At 38.6% G+C, this 16871-nt stretch carries 16 protein-coding genes and 1 pseudogene; 13 read left to right on the forward strand and 4 right to left on the reverse strand.

The features are described from left to right. A pseudogene (locus tag ACR2MV_RS13810) lies at positions 1 to 234 on the forward strand (NADP-dependent glyceraldehyde-3-phosphate dehydrogenase); the annotation flags it as partial. Positions 235 to 488: 254 nt separating this feature from the next. Continuing rightward, on the forward strand, positions 489 to 1811 hold the full coding sequence (locus tag ACR2MV_RS13815; protein WP_434022606.1) for a carbohydrate porin: 1323 nt from the start codon (positions 489 to 491) through the stop codon (positions 1809 to 1811). On the opposite strand, the gene ACR2MV_RS13820 is transcribed toward ACR2MV_RS13815, so the two are convergent. The 4 genes from ACR2MV_RS13820 to ACR2MV_RS13835 form a co-directional block, all read right to left on the reverse strand. After that, entirely contained in the window at positions 1808 to 2524 is a 717-nt protein-coding gene (locus tag ACR2MV_RS13820) for an RluA family pseudouridine synthase (protein WP_434022588.1), read from the reverse strand. The two genes, ACR2MV_RS13815 and ACR2MV_RS13820, sit on opposite strands and share 4 nt — an antisense overlap. 9 nt (positions 2525 to 2533) lie before the next feature. Then, the gene (gene yihA / locus ACR2MV_RS13825) at positions 2534 to 3136 is read right to left on the reverse strand and encodes a ribosome biogenesis GTP-binding protein YihA/YsxC (protein ID WP_434022589.1); all 603 of its coding nucleotides are present in this window, start codon (positions 3134 to 3136) and stop codon (positions 2534 to 2536) included. 32 nt (positions 3137 to 3168) lie between these two features. Continuing rightward, the gene (locus ACR2MV_RS13830) at positions 3169 to 4284 is read right to left on the reverse strand and encodes a glycoside hydrolase family 130 protein (protein ID WP_434022591.1); all 1116 of its coding nucleotides are present in this window, start codon (positions 4282 to 4284) and stop codon (positions 3169 to 3171) included. A gap of 127 nt (positions 4285 to 4411) precedes the next feature. Beyond that, complete coding sequence (locus ACR2MV_RS13835; protein ID WP_434022592.1) at positions 4412 to 5182, reverse strand: alpha/beta fold hydrolase; 771 nt, start codon at positions 5180 to 5182, stop codon at positions 4412 to 4414. 232 nt (positions 5183 to 5414) lie between these two features. On the opposite strand from ACR2MV_RS13835, the gene ACR2MV_RS13840 reads away from it, so the two are divergent. From ACR2MV_RS13840 to ftsA, 11 genes are all read left to right on the forward strand, one after another. Continuing rightward, positions 5415 to 5888: a division/cell wall cluster transcriptional repressor MraZ gene (locus ACR2MV_RS13840; RefSeq protein ID WP_434022607.1), complete on the forward strand. Its 474-nt coding sequence runs from the start codon at positions 5415 to 5417 to the stop codon at positions 5886 to 5888. After that, positions 5875 to 6771, forward strand: a complete 897-nt coding sequence (gene rsmH, locus ACR2MV_RS13845; protein WP_434022593.1) for a 16S rRNA (cytosine(1402)-N(4))-methyltransferase RsmH — start codon at positions 5875 to 5877, stop codon at positions 6769 to 6771. The genes ACR2MV_RS13840 and rsmH overlap by 14 nt, the downstream gene beginning before the upstream one ends. A 24-nt stretch (positions 6772 to 6795) precedes the next feature. After that, positions 6796 to 7122 carry an FtsL-like putative cell division protein gene (locus ACR2MV_RS13850; protein WP_434022594.1) on the forward strand — a complete coding sequence of 109 codons (327 nt, stop codon included), beginning with the start codon at positions 6796 to 6798 and terminating at the stop codon, positions 7120 to 7122. A gap of 2 nt (positions 7123 to 7124) precedes the next feature. Next, entirely contained in the window at positions 7125 to 9101 is a 1977-nt protein-coding gene (locus ACR2MV_RS13855; RefSeq protein WP_434022596.1) for a penicillin-binding protein, read from the forward strand. 1 nt (position 9102) lies between these two features. Beyond that, the gene (locus ACR2MV_RS13860; protein WP_434022597.1) at positions 9103 to 10566 is read left to right on the forward strand and encodes a UDP-N-acetylmuramoyl-L-alanyl-D-glutamate--2,6-diaminopimelate ligase; all 1464 of its coding nucleotides are present in this window, start codon (positions 9103 to 9105) and stop codon (positions 10564 to 10566) included. A 9-nt stretch (positions 10567 to 10575) separates the two neighbouring features. After that, the gene (mraY, locus tag ACR2MV_RS13865) at positions 10576 to 11808 is read left to right on the forward strand and encodes a phospho-N-acetylmuramoyl-pentapeptide-transferase (protein WP_434022599.1); all 1233 of its coding nucleotides are present in this window, start codon (positions 10576 to 10578) and stop codon (positions 11806 to 11808) included. Positions 11809 to 11835: 27 nt separating this feature from the next. Further along, positions 11836 to 12384, forward strand: a complete 549-nt coding sequence (locus ACR2MV_RS13870) for a glutamate ligase domain-containing protein (RefSeq protein ID WP_434022600.1) — start codon at positions 11836 to 11838, stop codon at positions 12382 to 12384. A gap of 16 nt (positions 12385 to 12400) precedes the next feature. Continuing rightward, a complete protein-coding gene (locus ACR2MV_RS13875) occupies positions 12401 to 13603 on the forward strand; it encodes an FtsW/RodA/SpoVE family cell cycle protein (protein WP_434022608.1) in 1203 nt (400 codons plus the stop codon). Then, on the forward strand, positions 13587 to 14678 hold the full coding sequence (gene murG / locus ACR2MV_RS13880) for an undecaprenyldiphospho-muramoylpentapeptide beta-N-acetylglucosaminyltransferase (protein ID WP_434022601.1): 1092 nt from the start codon (positions 13587 to 13589) through the stop codon (positions 14676 to 14678). Before ACR2MV_RS13875 ends, murG begins: the two co-directional genes overlap by 17 nt. A gap of 93 nt (positions 14679 to 14771) precedes the next feature. Further along, the gene (locus ACR2MV_RS13885; protein ID WP_434022603.1) at positions 14772 to 15500 is read left to right on the forward strand and encodes a cell division protein FtsQ; all 729 of its coding nucleotides are present in this window, start codon (positions 14772 to 14774) and stop codon (positions 15498 to 15500) included. A gap of 5 nt (positions 15501 to 15505) precedes the next feature. Beyond that, on the forward strand, positions 15506 to 16804 hold the full coding sequence (gene ftsA / locus ACR2MV_RS13890; RefSeq protein ID WP_434022605.1) for a cell division protein FtsA: 1299 nt from the start codon (positions 15506 to 15508) through the stop codon (positions 16802 to 16804). The last annotated feature ends 67 nt before the right edge of the window (positions 16805 to 16871 follow it).

The following is a 16871-nucleotide window of genomic DNA, read 5'->3' on the forward strand; positions in this document are numbered from 1 at the left end:
AATCAGGTTTGCAGGGTAAATATTAACAGTCAGTGTCAAAGAGGGCCTGATGTTTATCCATTTGTAGGTAGAAAGGATTCTGCTGTGAGCACATTGAGTGTGAGAGCCGCCTTGCGTTCTTTTTCCATCAGAACATTGGTAGCTTGTAAAAACAGCGAGTTAAATAAAGATATATTGAATGACATGCTGGATAATAAGAAGTCGAACTTTGTAAATACAAATTATATTTTATAAAAATCACTTGATAATAATCAAATGAATGAAAGGAGGCCTCGTGCCTCCTTTTTATTGATTTCGTTTTTTTTGCTTTGAAAATGTATTATTAGTATCTTCGGTTATCACTAATCCCTCAGTTATGCCTCACCAAACCAAGCGAATGGCTCATAGCCCGCTTACACTCAAAGTGTTTTTTTTTTCTAGTATTTATAGGTATATATTCCGCCGAATCGCAAATTCAATACCAGATATCCACCAACAAAAAAGTATCTATAGGGTCTTATGGTAGAGCAGGTGTTGACTGGTCATTTGAAAATGGAGGGTCTATTGGAAGAAGGTTGAATCTGAATAATATGGGTAGTATCGGAGGCAGGTTGGAAGAGCAGGATTACCTTGAAGTTGCCCCTAATTTTAACTTTACGCCTAAGCCGGGGGATAGTACGATAATCTATGCCCAGATCAGACTTTCTATGTATTCTACAGGTGTTGCCAGTTTTGCGAATAGTACATCTTCCAGTATTGGTGGTCTGGCCTTTGCCATGCCCGAAATCTTTGTTGAGGCAAGAAACATTAAAGGTTCAGGCGTGAGTCTCTGGGCAGGGTCCAGACTTTACAGGGGACCTGACGTGCATATTGCTGATCATTTTTACTTTAACGATCATTCGGGAGCGGGATTTGGTGTTGAATTTAAGAATACCAGATTATCAACCGTGTTTGTAGCATCAACGGATACGACTTCTACGGTACCTCCATATTTTTATTTGAATATTAAAACGGGTACCCCTAGTGCGGCTTTGAGGCAAAGGGTTGTGGTAGTTGCAGAACAGGATTTCGAGATCAATGAAAACAATGGGATTACATTATTAGGTGAGTTTCACAGAATGGCAGATGCCGATGGAGAGGTCGAAGAAGATTCGATAGCACAGGAATTTAATTTCCCGTCAGATCATGGATTTGTGATTGGTTTGAAGCATGAACATAAGATTAAAAAACTTAGACCAGGATCATTTAATGATTTTTCCTTGAGATATGGTTCCGGAATCGCAAATGGGGGAGATGGAGGACTATCAAAAACCTGGTTAACCTATGGTGCTCCTGATACCATTGCAAGGAATTTTCAAGGTGCATATTCCGTAGCATTGGTAAATCATTCTGTTTTTAATTTTTCAGAAAAGTATACCATGAACGGGTATGTTATTTTTACCAACAGCAAGGGGGGTGCCGATACCAATGGAATTTCCAAGACATATTTTGGACAGGAAGTGTATAACAGAAAAATGGATTTTACGGTGGGTGTTAGAAACGAGCACTATCTTTCGGATTATTTTCATTTATTGACTGAAGTCCATTATTCTCAACGAAAAGATGGCGAAAATCCATGGGCCAGTATGCTTAAATTCAGTGTTGCACCTGTGTATGTACCCACGGGTCAAAGAGATACCTGGGCCAGGCCGCATCTCAGGTTTGTAGCTTCTGCTGCCAGGTATAATGATTATGCGATGGAAACGCTGTATTCTCCCTATTTGGAATTTACCGGCAGTCGTCGCTGGGGATATTATTTCGGAGTTAAGGTAGAATGGTGGGTATGGAATTAACCGGCCTTTTTTTGGTTTTTCAGCTCTTTTGTACAAATAGCCCATAACGGATCTTTTGGGAGTGGCGCCAAGACAAGTATTTCTTCTTTTTTAACAGGATGCATAAATTGAATCTTTCTTGCGTGTAGATGAATGCCACCGTTTTTATTAGATCGTTTACTACCGTATTTAAGGTCTCCTTTAATAGAGTTTCCGTTCATTGATAACTGACATCTTATTTGGTGGTGCCTTCCTGTCTCCAGGTTGACCTCTAAAAGACTGAAGTTGTCTAATGAAAGGAGCAGTTTGTATTGTAAAACAGCTTTTTTTGAATCTTTTGTTTCTTTGGAATAGGCTGTGGACTTATTATTCTTTGGATTTTTACGAAGATAATGCGTTAAGTTGTCAGCATTCTTTTTCGGGGTTCCTTCTACCAACGCCCAGTAGGTTTTTTCGACGGTTTTTTCTCGTAACATTTTGTTCATCCGTTCTAAAGCTTTCGACGTTTTTGCAAAGATAACCACACCCGTAGTAGGTCTGTCAAGACGATGAACCACACCTAAAAACACCTTCCCTGGTTTCTTGTATTTTTGGGCAATATAGGCTTTTACAATGTCGCTCAGAGGAGTGTCTCCGGTTTTATCACCCTGAACGATATCTCCCACTTTTTTATTGACGATGATCAGGTGATTATCTTCAAACAGAACTTGCAGATTGTCTTTGGTGCTTCTCATCACAGCGACTTATTTTTTCATGCTTTCATTGACATTTTGAATAAAATCGAGTATTTCATCCCTTCCTGTTTTATCAGTTGAAGATGAAATAAAGTAGGGAGGGAGTTCTTCCCATGAAGTCAATAATTCCTTTTTATAAGCTGCGACATTCTTTGGAAGTGTCGATTTGTTTAATTTATCGGCTTTGGTAAAAACGATCGCAAAGGCAATACCATTTAACCCTAAAAACTCCATAAATTCCAAATCAATTTTTTGAGGGGCATGTCTGCTGTCTACCAGTACAAAGGTGCATGCCAGCTGCATTCTTTTATGAAAATAATCTTTAATGAACTTTTGAAAGGTTTTTCGTTGATCTTTCGAAACAGATGCGTACCCATAACCTGGCAGGTCGACCAGAAACCAATTCTCATTGATAATGAAGTGATTTATTAATTGCGTTTTTCCTGGCTTTCCAGATGTTTTGGCGAGCGATTTATGATTGGTCAACATGTTGATCAACGAGGATTTTCCAACATTGGATCTACCGATAAAGGCGTATTCGGGTAGGTTTTCCTTCGGGCATTTAGAAACATCAGTATTACTGATAACGAAGCTGGCACTTTTGATTTTCATAATTGGGTCTTAGACTGATTGAAGTGAATTAATCACTTATAATTTAGTTCTTTAGATGGTGCGTTACTGACGGCAACGGCAATTTTTGAATCTCCGGTTCCGTAATACAGGAACCACTTATTTTTAAAATAAACCAGGCCTTCAACAAAGCATACATTGTTCACCTCACCCACCAATTCATACTCTTTTTCAGGATGAATAAAATAAGAATTACTTCTTTTAAGAAGTTTGTAGGGCATATTATTGTCAAAAAGAGCCTGTCCCGCAGTATAGGTGTATATTGGTAGTTCTGCATCATTAAAATTAGCTGCATTACTGCTGTTGTAAATTAGTAATACACCTTTCTCTGTTTTTAAAGCATAGGGTCCGGGCTCTACGAGCCGACTGTCAAAATAACCTTGCCTGGGATGTAAAACCGAGATCAGCTGATTGGTTTCTTTATGAACCGCCGCCTTCCAATGAATGAGGTCTTCGGAGTAAGCCATAAAGAGATTTGTATCTCCAAAGTACATCCAGTAGAGACCATTTATTTTACTTGCAACCATTTTGTTGCCCTGTTGTTCTACTATAATGGCGCCTGATTTAGACCAAAAGTCTTTAAACGTATCATCTTTTAAAACCAAGCCATGTTTTTTCCAATGCAGAAGGTCGGTTGAAGATGCCAGTGCTAATCGGGCTGTTTTACCATCATAGGCCGTATAAGTCATGATATAGCGGCCATCTTTGGACTCTATGATTCTCGGGTCCTCAGCTCCGTCAAAATAACAGCTAACACAGTCCTGATCCAAAGGGTCTCCATTGAGTTTCCTGTAATTCCATTCATAAGATTTCATGTCGTCATCCTCGGGGTAGAATACGGGCTGGCTATTTTTTTTAAAGTGAATACCGTCTTCGCTTATAGCCAACCCAATACGTGATGTGCCTTTGGCATCTTGGGCTCTGTAAAACAAATAGATGTTGTCACCCTTTACAACAGCCGAAGGGTTTAGGACATTTCTTTCTTCCCATTTTATTTTTTTGCGTTCTAAGGGACAGGTAAAGTAATTGTTATCAGATGGATATAAAATGGGATTTGACTGATCCTTTTTAATAAATCCCTCGAGCGTCCAGGAGGTTTTATTTTCTTTTTCCTGTGCAGAAAGAGTCATGTTATTACTGCATGAGCAAACAAAAAATATACAAAGAAAAATGATGCGTTTTTGCATGGAACCGACTTGAAATCAACTGGTGAAGACTATAAACCTAAAATATCAGCTGCCTTCTCGAGTAAAGATACTACTTTGTTCGAAAATGTTTGCTGAGCCATGGCTCCAATAATTCATTGAATTCAATTGGATGCTCCATCATGGGCGCGTGACCACATTTGTCAATCCAATATAATTCTGAATTTGGCAGCAACTTATCAAATTCTTCAGCAACATCCGGGGGAGTAACCGTATCATTTTTACCCCAAATCAAACAGGTAGGAACTTTCATGGTTGGCAAATCTTTTGCCATGTTATGTCTGATCGCACTTTTCGCAATGGCAATCGTTCGGATAAGTTTGTTTCTGTTATTCAGAGTTTCAAAAACATCGTCTATTACTTCTTGCGTGGCAACTTCAGGATCATAAAAAACCTCCTGGGCTTTTTTCTTGATAAAGTCGTAGTCTCCTCTTCTTGGATAACTCTCACCCATGGAATTTTCGTACAAGCCAGAACTTCCGGTTAATACCAGGCCAGAAACATTTTTTGGATTTAATTTTGTGTGAAACAAAGCGATGTGACCACCCAGTGAATTACCCATCAGGATGTATTTGTCCAAGCCCTTAAACTTCACAAAATCCTTGATGAATTTAGATAAATTCTTCACATTGGTTTTTAAAAGAGGGAGCGTGTAAATGGGGAGTTCAGGCATAATAACCTGGTAGCCTAATTCCGAAAAATGGTCAAAAACCCCATCGAAATTACTCAAATTTCCCATTAGGCCATGCAAAATGATGAGTGGCGTTCCTTCTCCTGATTCCAAGTATGAAAAGCCATTTTCTTTTTTGAGGGTGTATTTCATTTACGATCTAAATTCTTAGCGATTTGCAAATTTAAATAATTTGGTTCAAAGTACTAATTTTCTCTGCATTAGTTCGAAATATTTTACACAAAAAACAAGAGTTCTGCATAAGCGTCATTGAATCAATTACTTACGCGAATATAAAGAAAGTTATCAACAAAGTGGTAAAAAATGGTAAAAAGTGGTAAAAATCTCTATATTTGTCATAATAAATCAACTTTCAGGGCTCAAAGTGGTAAATCTAATCGGTACATATGAATGTAAAGCAGACGTCAAAGGGCGTTTAATGCTTCCGTCGCCACTTAAAAAGCAACTAGCCAGTATACTACAGGAAGGATTTGTTTTAAAGCGCTCTGTATTTCAGCCATGTTTGGAATTGTATCCAATGAAGGAATGGAATGAAATGATGGCGAAAGTAAACAAGTTAAACAGGTTTGTAAAGAAGAATAATGATTTTATCAGAAGGTTTACCGCCGGAGTAAAAGTGGTGGAGCTTGATGTGTCAGGAAGAATGTTGATCCCAAAGGATCTGCACTTGTTTTCTGGAATTACCAAAGAAGTAGTCCTCTCTTCTTCAGTGAATATCATTGAAATTTGGGATAAGAATAAATATGAAAAGGCTATTGATGATGCAGCGCTCGACTTTGCGGATCTGGCCGAAGATGTAATGGGTAATGTAAATGATGATGACAATGAGTTATCATGACCCGGTTTTGCTCTTTGAAAGTGTTGATGGTTTGGCAATAAAACCTAATGGTATTTATGTAGATGTGACCTTTGGTGGGGGAGGGCACTCTACAGAAATACTAAAGCGTCTTGGAGGTGAAGGCAGATTGTATGCTTTTGATCAGGATGCAGATGCCTTGAATAATGTAATTGAAGACGATCGGTTTACATTGATAAATGAGAATTTTCGATTTATCAGTCGATTTCTAAGATTGCATGGTGTGAAAAAGGTGGATGGTGTTCTTGCAGACTTAGGGGTTTCATCGCATCAGTTTGACAGTGCGGAAAGAGGATTCTCAACCCGTTTTGATGCTGAATTGGATATGCGCATGAACGCCGATGATGCTGTCACAGCATTTGAAGTTGTGAATCAATATGCTGAAGAAGATCTGGCAAACGTGCTTTTTCAATACGGTGAATTGAGAAACTCTAGGGCTTTAGCAAAGGAGATTGTTTTGCAAAGAGCTGATGCTGAAATCAAAACGAGTTTTGAGTTAAAAACGGTTTTAAGGCGTTTTTTGCCCAGGCCGAAAGAGCATAAAATTTTGGCCCAGATATTTCAGGCGATCAGAATTGAAGTGAATCAGGAGATGCAGGTCTTAAAGGAGTTTTTAATGCAGATACCTGAATTGTTAGATGAAGATGGGAGGTTGAGTGTTATTTCTTATCACTCATTAGAAGATAGGTTGGTCAAAAGGTTTATACAATACGGTTTGTTTGAAGGGATGCCTGAAAAAGATTTTTATGGAAACTTTGAAGTTCCGTTAAAAAAAGTCAGCAAACTGATATTGCCATCAGCAGAGGAGATAAAAAAGAATAACAGGGCACGAAGTGCCAAATTAAGAATAGCAAAAAAGAACTAATCAAATAAGAAGCCAAAATTAAAAATGTCAAAAGTCAAACAAACCTTGTATAACATTCTTAAGGGGAAATTTCTGGTAGATGAAGATGCAAAGAAGAATTGGGGCTTTATTATTTTTCTTACCACCCTGGCTTTATTGATGATAACGAGTTCTCATCAGATTGATAGAAAGGTTCAAACCATTGCGAGTCTCAACAAGGAAAAACGAAAACTTTACTCAGAATTTGTAGCGACCAGATCAGACCTAATGAAGTTGAAAATGGAGTCCAGTATTTCTAAAAGATTAGCGGATAACGGACTTTATATCTCTCAAATCCCTCCTCAAAAAATCAAAGTTATCATTAACAAATAGCCATGGCAGTTGAAAAGAAACAAATATTAAATAAACTCTACCTTCTTACAGGGTTTATGTTCTTGTTTGCCATAGCAATCATATACAAGCTTATAGAGATAGAACATATTGACGGAGATTCTTACCGGATGCAGGCCGAACAGGGCACAGTAAAGACCTTTGAAATTGCTGCCAACCGAGGGAGTGTTTATACGTCTGATGGTAGTTTACTGGCAACATCTGTATCCAGGTTTGATGTGAGGATGGATGCAGTTACTGTTTCTGATGAGGTTTTTGAATCCGGAATCAAGGAGCTTAGTGAGGAGTTGTCTTCAATGTTGGGTAAATCTTCAAGTTATTACGAAAACAAGATTCGAAAAGCCCGAGCCAACAAAAACAGGTACTTATTTATTACCAGGAACCTAAGTTATAATGAATACCAGCGATTAAGAAAATTTTCGATTTTTAAACTGGGTGCGTATCGTGGAGGATTGATTATTGAGCAGCGCACGGTTCGGGAGCATCCGATAGGTAAAATAGCAGAAAGGGCCGTTGGATATGATGATTATAGAGGCAGGGTTGGAATTGAAGGTAGTTTTTATGAATTTTTGAGAGGTAAAAAAGGGCAGCGCTTAAAGCAGAAGATCGCAAAGGGGCAATGGAAGCCTTTGAATGATAATAATGAAATTGAGCCTATTGATGGCAAAGACATCATTACCACGATTGACCTTAAGATCCAGGATGTGGCGCATCATGCCTTGTTAGGTCAGCTGGAAAAGTTTGAAGCGGATCACGGTTCGGTAGTTGTCATGGAGACAAAAACAGGAGAGATCAAAGCGATATCCAATTTGGGGAGAACCAAAGAGGGGACATATTACGAGCAACGGAATTATGCGATCTATGAATCTCATGAGCCGGGATCAACATTTAAGCTGATGGGAATGGTCGTTGCCTTGGAAGATAAGGTAATTGATACGGCACAGATCATAGACACAGAAAAAGGGGTGATCAGATTTCATGGCAAGCCGGTTAGAGATTCTCATCACGGTGGTTACGGTGAGATTTCTGCCTCACGCGTGTTTGAATTGTCTTCGAATGTAGGCATCGTAAAGATCATCAATGAAAATTACGGTGACAATCCTCAGAAATTTATCGATGGTCTTGAGCGAATGAAAGTAGGTCAGAAAATTGGGCTTCCTATCAAAGGTGAAGGGCAACCAAAGATTCCTAACCCGAAAGATAAGGATACATGGAATGGTCTGTCTCTTCCATGGATGGCTTATGGGTATGGGGTTTCATTTACACCGTTGCAGACATTGACTTTTTATAATGCCATTGCCAATAACGGCGAGATGGTAAAACCCAGGTTTGTGAAAGAAATCAGAGCCCAAAGCAATGTTGTTACACGATTTGAAAAAGAAGTAATCCATCCTCAGATCTGTTCTCAGGAAACCATTGATAAGGTGAAAGAAATGATGCTGAATGTAGTGAAGCGAGGAACGGCCGATAATATCTATGATGAAAATTTTTCAATGGCGGGCAAAACAGGTACCTGTCAAACAGAATACTGGACTGATGACACAAAATATATTTCTTCTTTCGTTGGGTATTTCCCTGCCGATCAGCCTAAATACTCTTGCATTGTGGTTGTACATAAGCCCAATAAAAAAACAGGCTATTACGGAAATATCGTAGCTGCTCCTGTTTTTGAGCGAATTGCAAGAAAAATTTATACGGATACGCCAGTGGTTGAAGAGGTGCATTTTGCACAGCAACTACCTGAGGTGGAAGCACGGTATGCGGGCTATTATAAGAAAGCAAATGAGGAGTATTCAAAAGTTCCGGATGTGAGGAATATGCCGGGAATGGATGCTATTTCCTTATTGGAAAACATGGGCTTTAAAGTCAATTATAAGGGAATTGGCAAAGTCAAGAGTCAATCTATAAAAGCAGGTTCGGCACTCAAAAAAGGTGAATTAATACGATTAGAATTATCATAAGGTGAAAAAATTGACAGACATATTATATGGTGTATCTGTTGAGTCTGTAAAAGGCTCGACCGCTGTGACCGTATCTGCTGTTGAATTTGATTCACGTAAGATTATGTCGGATGCACTTTTTGTAGCTCAAAAAGGCTTGCTTTTTGATGGTCACGAATTTATTTCAACGGCAATCGCATCTGGAGCCAGGGTGGTGGTTTGTCAGGATATGCCAAAAGAAACACCTGAGGGGGTAACTTTTATACAAGTATTGGATGCCAATGAGGCCTTGGCTATTTTGGCTTCGAATTTTTATGATAACCCATCATCGGAGTTGGTGCTGGTGGGAGTTACAGGTACGAACGGAAAAACAACCATTGCAACCTTGTTATGCGAACACTTTTCAAAAGCAGGCTTTAAGAGTGGTTTGATCTCAACCATTAAAATTAGTATCGGAGAAGAGGAGTTGGAAGCTACGCATACCACACCAGATTCAGTTACCATTAACAACGTGTTGAGAAAAATGGTGGATCAGAAAGTGACACATTGCTTTATGGAGGTCAGTTCTCATGGGGTTCATCAAAAGCGAACACTTGGTTTGGATTTTAAAGGTGGGATATTCACAAATTTGTCTCATGATCATTTAGACTATCATAAAACCTTTGCTTCTTACAGAGATACCAAGAAACTGTTTTTCGATCAGTTACCGGTAGCTGCCTTTGCCCTTGTGAATGCAGATGATAAAAATGGGATGGTCATGCTTCAAAATACCAAAGCAAAAAAATATACCTATGCCTTAAAGACGGAGGCGGATTATAAGGCAAGGGTCGTTGAAAATCAATTTAATGGCTTGTTATTGAATATTGACGGGCAAGAGGTTTGGACAAAATTGATCGGTTCCTTTAATGCCTATAATCTTTTAGCCATTTACGGTGCTGCTGATTTACTAGGCGCCGAAAAGTATGATAACTTAAGAGTATTGAGTGAATTGGATAATGTCTCAGGACGTTTTCAGCACACCGTTTCTAAAGGAGGCGTGAATGCGATCATTGATTATGCACATACGCCTGATGCCTTAAAAAATGTTTTAGAAACCATTAATTCCATAAGAACTTTTAATGAGCAGGTGATAACGGTTGTTGGCTGCGGAGGAGATCGTGACAGAACCAAAAGACCAAAGATGGGGAATATTGCCTCGAGCCTGAGCAATCAGGTGGTATTTACTTCAGATAACCCAAGAGGTGAAGATCCAGAAGAGATCATCAAAGAAGTTGAGTCTGGTGTTCGTCCCGAAAATTATAAAAAAACAATCTCAATTGTTGACAGAAAGCAGGCCATCAAAACCGCCTGTAAATTGGCTCAGCAAGGTGATATCATTTTAGTAGCCGGAAAAGGGCATGAAACCTATCAGATTGTCGGAGATAAAAAATCAGGTTTCGACGATTTTGAAATAACCAATCAATTACTAACTGAATTAAACAAATAGGCAGCCAGGATGTTATATTATTTATTTGAATTTCTAGATGAAAATACAAGTCTTCCTGGTACTGGCTTGTTTCAGTATATATCTTTTAGATCTGCTCTGGCATTTGCATTTTCCTTGTTGATCTCTACAATCTATGGTAGAAAAATAATTGACAAATTGCGAAGCCTGCAAGTGGGTGAATCAGTGAGGGATCTTGGCTTGGAAGGGCAGATTCAGAAACAAGGAACACCTACGATGGGTGGGTTGATCATTATTTTGGCGACCCTCATTCCAGTACTGTTGTTTGCCAAACTGGACAATATCTACATCATTATTTTGATCGTTACTACCATTTGGATGGGTGCCATTGGATTTGCTGATGATTATATCAAGGTGTTTAAAAAGAATAAAGATGGCTTAAAAGGCCGCTTTAAAATTGTAGGTCAGGTGTCACTTGGCATCTTTGTTGGTTTGATGCTCTACTTTAATCCGGATGTAGTTGTTAAGGAGAAATTACGGCATGGAGAGGTAGTTATCAGTCAGGAGGTGACCATTTCATCAAATCGATTCAGTGAGGCTGAAAAGTCAACTAAAACAACCATTCCCTTTGTAAAAAATAATGAGTTTGATTATGCCAACCTGTTGACCTGGATGGGAGAATGGACTAAGGACTATGTCTGGCTGTTTTTTGTGATTGTGGTTATTTTTATCATAACAGCAGTGTCTAACGGAGCTAATTTGACGGATGGTATTGATGGTCTTGCGGCAGGAAGTTCAGCCATCATCGTATTGGCTCTGGCAATTTTTGCCTGGGTTTCAGGTAACATCATATTCGCAGATTATCTCAACGTAATGTATATCCCAAATTCTGGGGAGATGACCATTTTTATAAGTGCTTTTGTAGGAGGCTTGGTTGGTTTTCTATGGTACAACACCTATCCTGCACAAGTATTTATGGGAGATACAGGAAGCTTGACGATTGGGGCTATTATTGCTGTCATTGCTTTATCAGTTCGTAAGGAATTTTTGATTCCTATTTTGGCCGGTATCTTTTTGGCGGAAAACTTATCTGTCGTTTTTCAGGTTTCATATTTCAAATATACCCGCAAAAAAACAGGTGTGGGTAAAAGAATATTTCTGATGGCACCTCTCCATCATCATTACCAGAAAAGAGGATATCACGAAAGTAAAATAGTTACAAGGTTTTGGATTGTCGGCATTTTGCTGGCTGTTATTTCCATACTGACATTAAAAGTAAGATAAGAACAATAACAATAAAATAATACAAACATGAGTATTTCATCATTTGCTTTACAAGGTAATTTTAATGTAAAGAACGCTATGGCATCCAACACGTTATCCGATCTGATGAGGGTACGGAAAGAGACCATACGTAATTGCATGGCGGACTTTGAAAATGAGGAGCACAAGCTGGAAAATGTTTTGACCATTAATGGTTCTCAATACATCAATGATTCAAAAGCAAACAATGTAAATGCTTCATATTATGCATTAGACAGCGTAGAGAATACAACTATTTGGATCGCCGGCGGAATCGATGAAGCGAATGATTATGACATTTTGTTGCCCTTGGTCAATGAAAAGGTAAGCGCCATTATTTGTCTGGGTGAAAACAATGATAAATTAATTGAAACTTTCGGGAATGTGGTTGATTTTATGATCGAAACCACCTGTATAAGAGATGCTGTCAAAATAGCCTATAAGTTGAGTCGTGAAGGAGAAACTGTTCTGTTCTCACCGGCAGGTCAATGCGAGAAGCAGGAAGATAGCTATATAGATAGAGGGAATAGATTTAAAGAAGCGGTAAGACAATTATAAGACTAGATATTCAATGCTGACAAGATTTTTTGAAAATATCAGAGGAGATAAAACGATTTGGGCGATTATAGCTGCATTGGCCATATTCTCGTTTTTACCTGTTTACAGTGCAAGTACCAACTTGGTATATGTTGCCGGTAAAGGGTCGACTTTTGGCTATTTGATGAAGCATGCTATTTTGTTATTGTTGGGCTTCGCAATTGTGTATACAACCCATAGGATTCCGTATCGATATTTTAGTGGTTTATCAGTATTAATGCTGCCTGTTGTCGTACTTCTCCTGGTCTATACCTTAACGCAAGGGACCGTAATCGGAGGGGCCAATGCAAGTAGGTGGATCAGTATTCCGTTTATAGGGATCGGATTTCAAACTTCAACCCTCGCAGCTGTGGTACTCATGATCTATGTGGCAAGATATCTGGCTAGAAATAAAGAGAAAGAAATTACATTTAAAGAAAGCCTTTTATACCTGTGGTTACCCGTAGGATTTGTACTGGCTCTTATATTACCGGCGAATTTTTCAACGACGGCGATTACCTTCGCTATGGTCATGCTTTTGGCATTTCTAGGAGGATATCCGATTAAATATTTAGCTTCCATTTTAGGTGTTGGAATTGTTTGTTTTGCACTGTTTATTTTAACAGCAAAGGCCTTTCCAGATGCCATGAAGAATAGTAGAATCAGCACCTGGTCGAGTAGAATCGAAAACTTTGCCTCAGGAGAGTCGGAGGATAATTATCAGGCAGAAAAGGCAAAAATTGCCATCGCCTCTGGTGAGATTTATGGAAAAGGTCCGGGTAAAAGTGTTCAGAAAAATTTCCTTCCTCAGTCATCATCTGATTTTATTTATGCCATTATTGGTGAAGAATTCGGATTGATTGGTGCCATTTTAATCATCATATTTTTTCTCGGCCTCTTATTCAGGATTGTTATTATCGCCACCAAGTCGGTAACCATTTTTGGAACCCTTCTCTGTTTGGGCGTTGGTCTGCCAATTATTTTTCAAGCCATGATCAATATGAGTGTTGCAGTTGGATTGTTTCCGGTTACCGGGCAGCCTTTGCCTTTGATTAGTACAGGAGGAACCTCAATCTGGATGACTTGTTTTGCGATAGGGATTGTTTTGAGCGTGAGCGCATCAGACAGCGTAGAGCCCGTAAAACAGAAAAAAGAAGTAATGGATAACCCTTTAGATATTTTGCATGAAGCCATCGGTTAACATATTATTGAGCGGAGGAGGAACAGGAGGTCATATCTATCCTGCTATTGCGATTGCAAATGAATTGAAACATCGAAATCCGGAGGCGGCATTTCTTTTTATTGGTGCAGAGGGAAGAATGGAAATGGAAAAAGTACCGCAATCAGGTTACGATATTAAAGGATTGAACATTACCGGAATTCAAAGAAGTTTAACGTTGAAGAACCTCAGTTTTCCTTTTAAACTAATATCTAGCTTGATAAAGGCTCATAAAATAATAAAGAAATTTAAGCCGAATGTGGTGATTGGTACCGGAGGTTTTGCTTCGGGTCCAACCTTGTACATGGCAAATAGAAAACACATCCCAAGTATTATACAGGAGCAAAATTCCTATCCCGGAATTACCAATAAAATACTGTCGGGAAAAGTAAGGAAAATATGTGTCGCTTATGACGGCTTAGAACGGTTTTTTCCTTCTGATAAATTGATTAAAACGGGAAATCCAGTTAGGCAAGACCTCTTGCATATTGCAGAAAAAAGGGGGGAGGCTCTTGCTTATTTCGGATTGGACAAAGATAAAAAGACATTAGTTGTTTTAGGGGGAAGCCTGGGTGCCAGAGCCATCAATCATGCCTTAGAAAAGCATATACAAACAATTCTGAAAAATGATATTCAGGTGATCTGGCAATCAGGTAAACTCTATTATGAGGAGTATAAAAAGTTCAATGACACTGAAGGAGTGCAGGTCAAAGAGTTTATTCAGAGAATGGATCTTTTGTATGCAGCAGCGGATATGCTGATCAGCAGGGCAGGAGCCGGGTCAATTTCTGAGCTCTGTATTGTTGGAAAGCCGGTGATTTTTATTCCGTCACCAAATGTTGCGGAAGATCATCAGACAAAGAATGCCAGATCAGTCACGGACAAGGATGCGGCGCTCTTATTGACAGAAGAGAATATAAGTGAATTGCCTATGATGATTGATCAGCTCATAAAAGATGAGAGGCTTCAGGAGTCGCTGAGTAAGAATATAAAAAAATTAGCCTTGCCGAATGCTACCAAGCAAATCGTTGATGAGGTGGAGAAAATATTAAAATAGAATTATGTGCTAAATACTTTGCTAACTATGGCAACCTTCTTGAATAGTGAGGGGATTATTTAAAAGGTTGTCATAGTTTTTAAAAACTTAAAAATGAATAAATATAAAACGGTCATAAAATTTACATTACTCACAGTTGTGATCATCTTTTTATATGGATTCGCCGCTCATAGAAATGCTTTAAAATCGAATACAGCGGTAGATGTTGTATTTGAAAATGGTGAAAACCTTTTTGTAAGCTATGAAACGGTTAATAAGTTGTTAATACAAAATTTGGAGGCCTATAAAAATCAATCGAAAGAAAATATAAATTTGAATAATTTGGAAGGAGATCTGAAGCGTAACGAAATGATTGAAAACGCTGAGATTTTTCTAACACTAAGTGGGGGATTAGGGGCAATAATTACACAAAGAACACCTGTTTTAAGAGTAGCAAATGAATCGGAAACCTATTATTATGATAAGTTAGGTATGAAAATGCCATTATCTGATAATTATTCTGCAAGGGTTCCTATAACCACTGATACGATTTCTGGAAGCGGTAATGCTGACATAATTACCTTGTCAAATACCATAAGAAATGATAATTTCTTACAAAAACAGATTATTGGAATTAAATTGATTGAAGGAGAACACAGGGATCAATTTGAGTTAAAGACACGGGTTGGAGATCAAAAAATAATTTTCGGGGATTTATCCCGAGCTGAAGAAAAAATTGCGAAGCTAAAAGTATTTTATCAAAAAATAATGTTGGATAGTACCATAACAAACTATAAAACGATAAACTTAAAATTTTACAATCAAATAGTTTGTGAAAAATAAATCTTATGGACAATAACAATATAGCAGTAGGATTAGATATCGGAACAACAAAAATTGTTGCGATGGTTGGGAGGCAGGATGCTTATGGCAAGATAGAGGTCTTAGGTACCGGAAAGGCCAAAAGTTTAGGGGTTCATAGAGGTGTTGTGAATAACATTACTCAAACAATACAATCTATTCAACAGTCTGTTGATGAGGCAGAAAGTGCTTCAGGAGAGAAAATTGGAACTGTTGTGGTTGGTATCGCAGGTCAGCATATCAGAAGTTTGCACCATAGTGATTATATCACACGAGCGAATTCAGATAAGGTAATAGATGAAAATGACATTGAGCGACTTATCAACCAGGTATATAAATTGGTCATGTTACCAGGTGAGGAAATAATTCACGTGCTGCCACAAGATTTTAAAGTGGATGGTCAGGCGGAAATAAAAACACCCATCGGGATGTATGGAGGCCGTCTTGAGGCAAATTTTCATGTGGTGGTTGGTCAGGTATCCTCTATCAGAAATATCGGTCGCTGTATAAAAAGTGCCGGTTTGGAATTAGGAAATATTACGCTCGAACCTTTAGCTTCTGCCGATGCGGTGCTGAGCCAGGAGGAGAAAGAGGCCGGTGTAGCACTTATTGATATAGGGGGTGGTACCACGGATTTAGCCATTTTTAAAGATGGTATTATCAGACATACGGCTGTCATCTCATTTGGAGGAAATGTGATTACAGAAGATATAAAAGAAGGTTGTTCAATTATTGAAAAGCAAGCAGAATTATTAAAAACAAAGTTTGGTTCAGCCTGGCCTGGAGAGAATAAAGAAAACGAGATTGTTTCTATTCCTGGATTAAGAGGCAGAGAACCTAAAGAAATAACCCTGAAGAATTTATCTAAAATTATACATGCCAGAGTAGTTGAGATCGTGGAGCAGGTCTTTTTAGAGATCAAAAATTATGGGCATGAAGAGAGTAAGAAAAAACTAATTGCCGGTATTGTGCTGACTGGAGGGGGCGCACAACTAAAGCATATCAAACAATTGGTGGAGTATATTACCGGAATGGATACCAGAATTGGATATCCGAATGAGCATTTGGCGAGCAATTCTGATAGCGAATTGTCGAGTCCGTTGTATGCCACTGTAGTTGGGCTTTTGATGAAAGGCTTAAAAGAGAATGAGAAGCGCAATACAACGGTGCCTGAAATAGAAGAAGAAGCTTATAAAAAAGCTCCAGAGGCCAGTGCCGAAGAAAAAAAGACCATTTTTGAAAAATGGGGAGAAAAATTTAGAGATTTTTTAGACAACGCAGAATAACAATACAACCCGAAAAATAAAATAGTTATGAGTTTAGAATTTAGTAATATATCTTTTGATTTACCAA

Origin of the sequence: Lutimonas sp. (assembly GCF_051011215.1) — a bacterium.
In the GTDB taxonomy this organism is placed as follows: Bacteria; Bacteroidota; Bacteroidia; order Flavobacteriales; family Flavobacteriaceae; genus Lutimonas.

Coding starts and splice junctions, on each gene's coding strand:
- ACR2MV_RS13885 (WP_434022603.1), top strand. CDS start 14,772: ATGAATAAATATAAAACGGTCATAAAATTTACATTACTCACAGTTGTG.
- ACR2MV_RS13830 (WP_434022591.1), bottom strand. CDS start 4,284: ATGACTCTTTCTGCACAGGAAAAAGAAAATAAAACCTCCTGGACGCTC.
- ACR2MV_RS13855 (WP_434022596.1), top strand. CDS start 7,125: ATGGCAGTTGAAAAGAAACAAATATTAAATAAACTCTACCTTCTTACA.
- ACR2MV_RS13820 (WP_434022588.1), bottom strand. CDS start 2,524: ATGAGAAGCACCAAAGACAATCTGCAAGTTCTGTTTGAAGATAATCAC.
- ACR2MV_RS13870 (WP_434022600.1), top strand. CDS start 11,836: ATGAGTATTTCATCATTTGCTTTACAAGGTAATTTTAATGTAAAGAAC.
- ftsA (WP_434022605.1), top strand. CDS start 15,506: ATGGACAATAACAATATAGCAGTAGGATTAGATATCGGAACAACAAAA.
- yihA (WP_434022589.1), bottom strand. CDS start 3,136: ATGAAAATCAAAAGTGCCAGCTTCGTTATCAGTAATACTGATGTTTCT.
- mraY (WP_434022599.1), top strand. CDS start 10,576: ATGTTATATTATTTATTTGAATTTCTAGATGAAAATACAAGTCTTCCT.
- rsmH (WP_434022593.1), top strand. CDS start 5,875: ATGAGTTATCATGACCCGGTTTTGCTCTTTGAAAGTGTTGATGGTTTG.
- ACR2MV_RS13835 (WP_434022592.1), bottom strand. CDS start 5,182: ATGAAATACACCCTCAAAAAAGAAAATGGCTTTTCATACTTGGAATCA.
- ACR2MV_RS13850 (WP_434022594.1), top strand. CDS start 6,796: ATGTCAAAAGTCAAACAAACCTTGTATAACATTCTTAAGGGGAAATTT.
- murG (WP_434022601.1), top strand. CDS start 13,587: ATGAAGCCATCGGTTAACATATTATTGAGCGGAGGAGGAACAGGAGGT.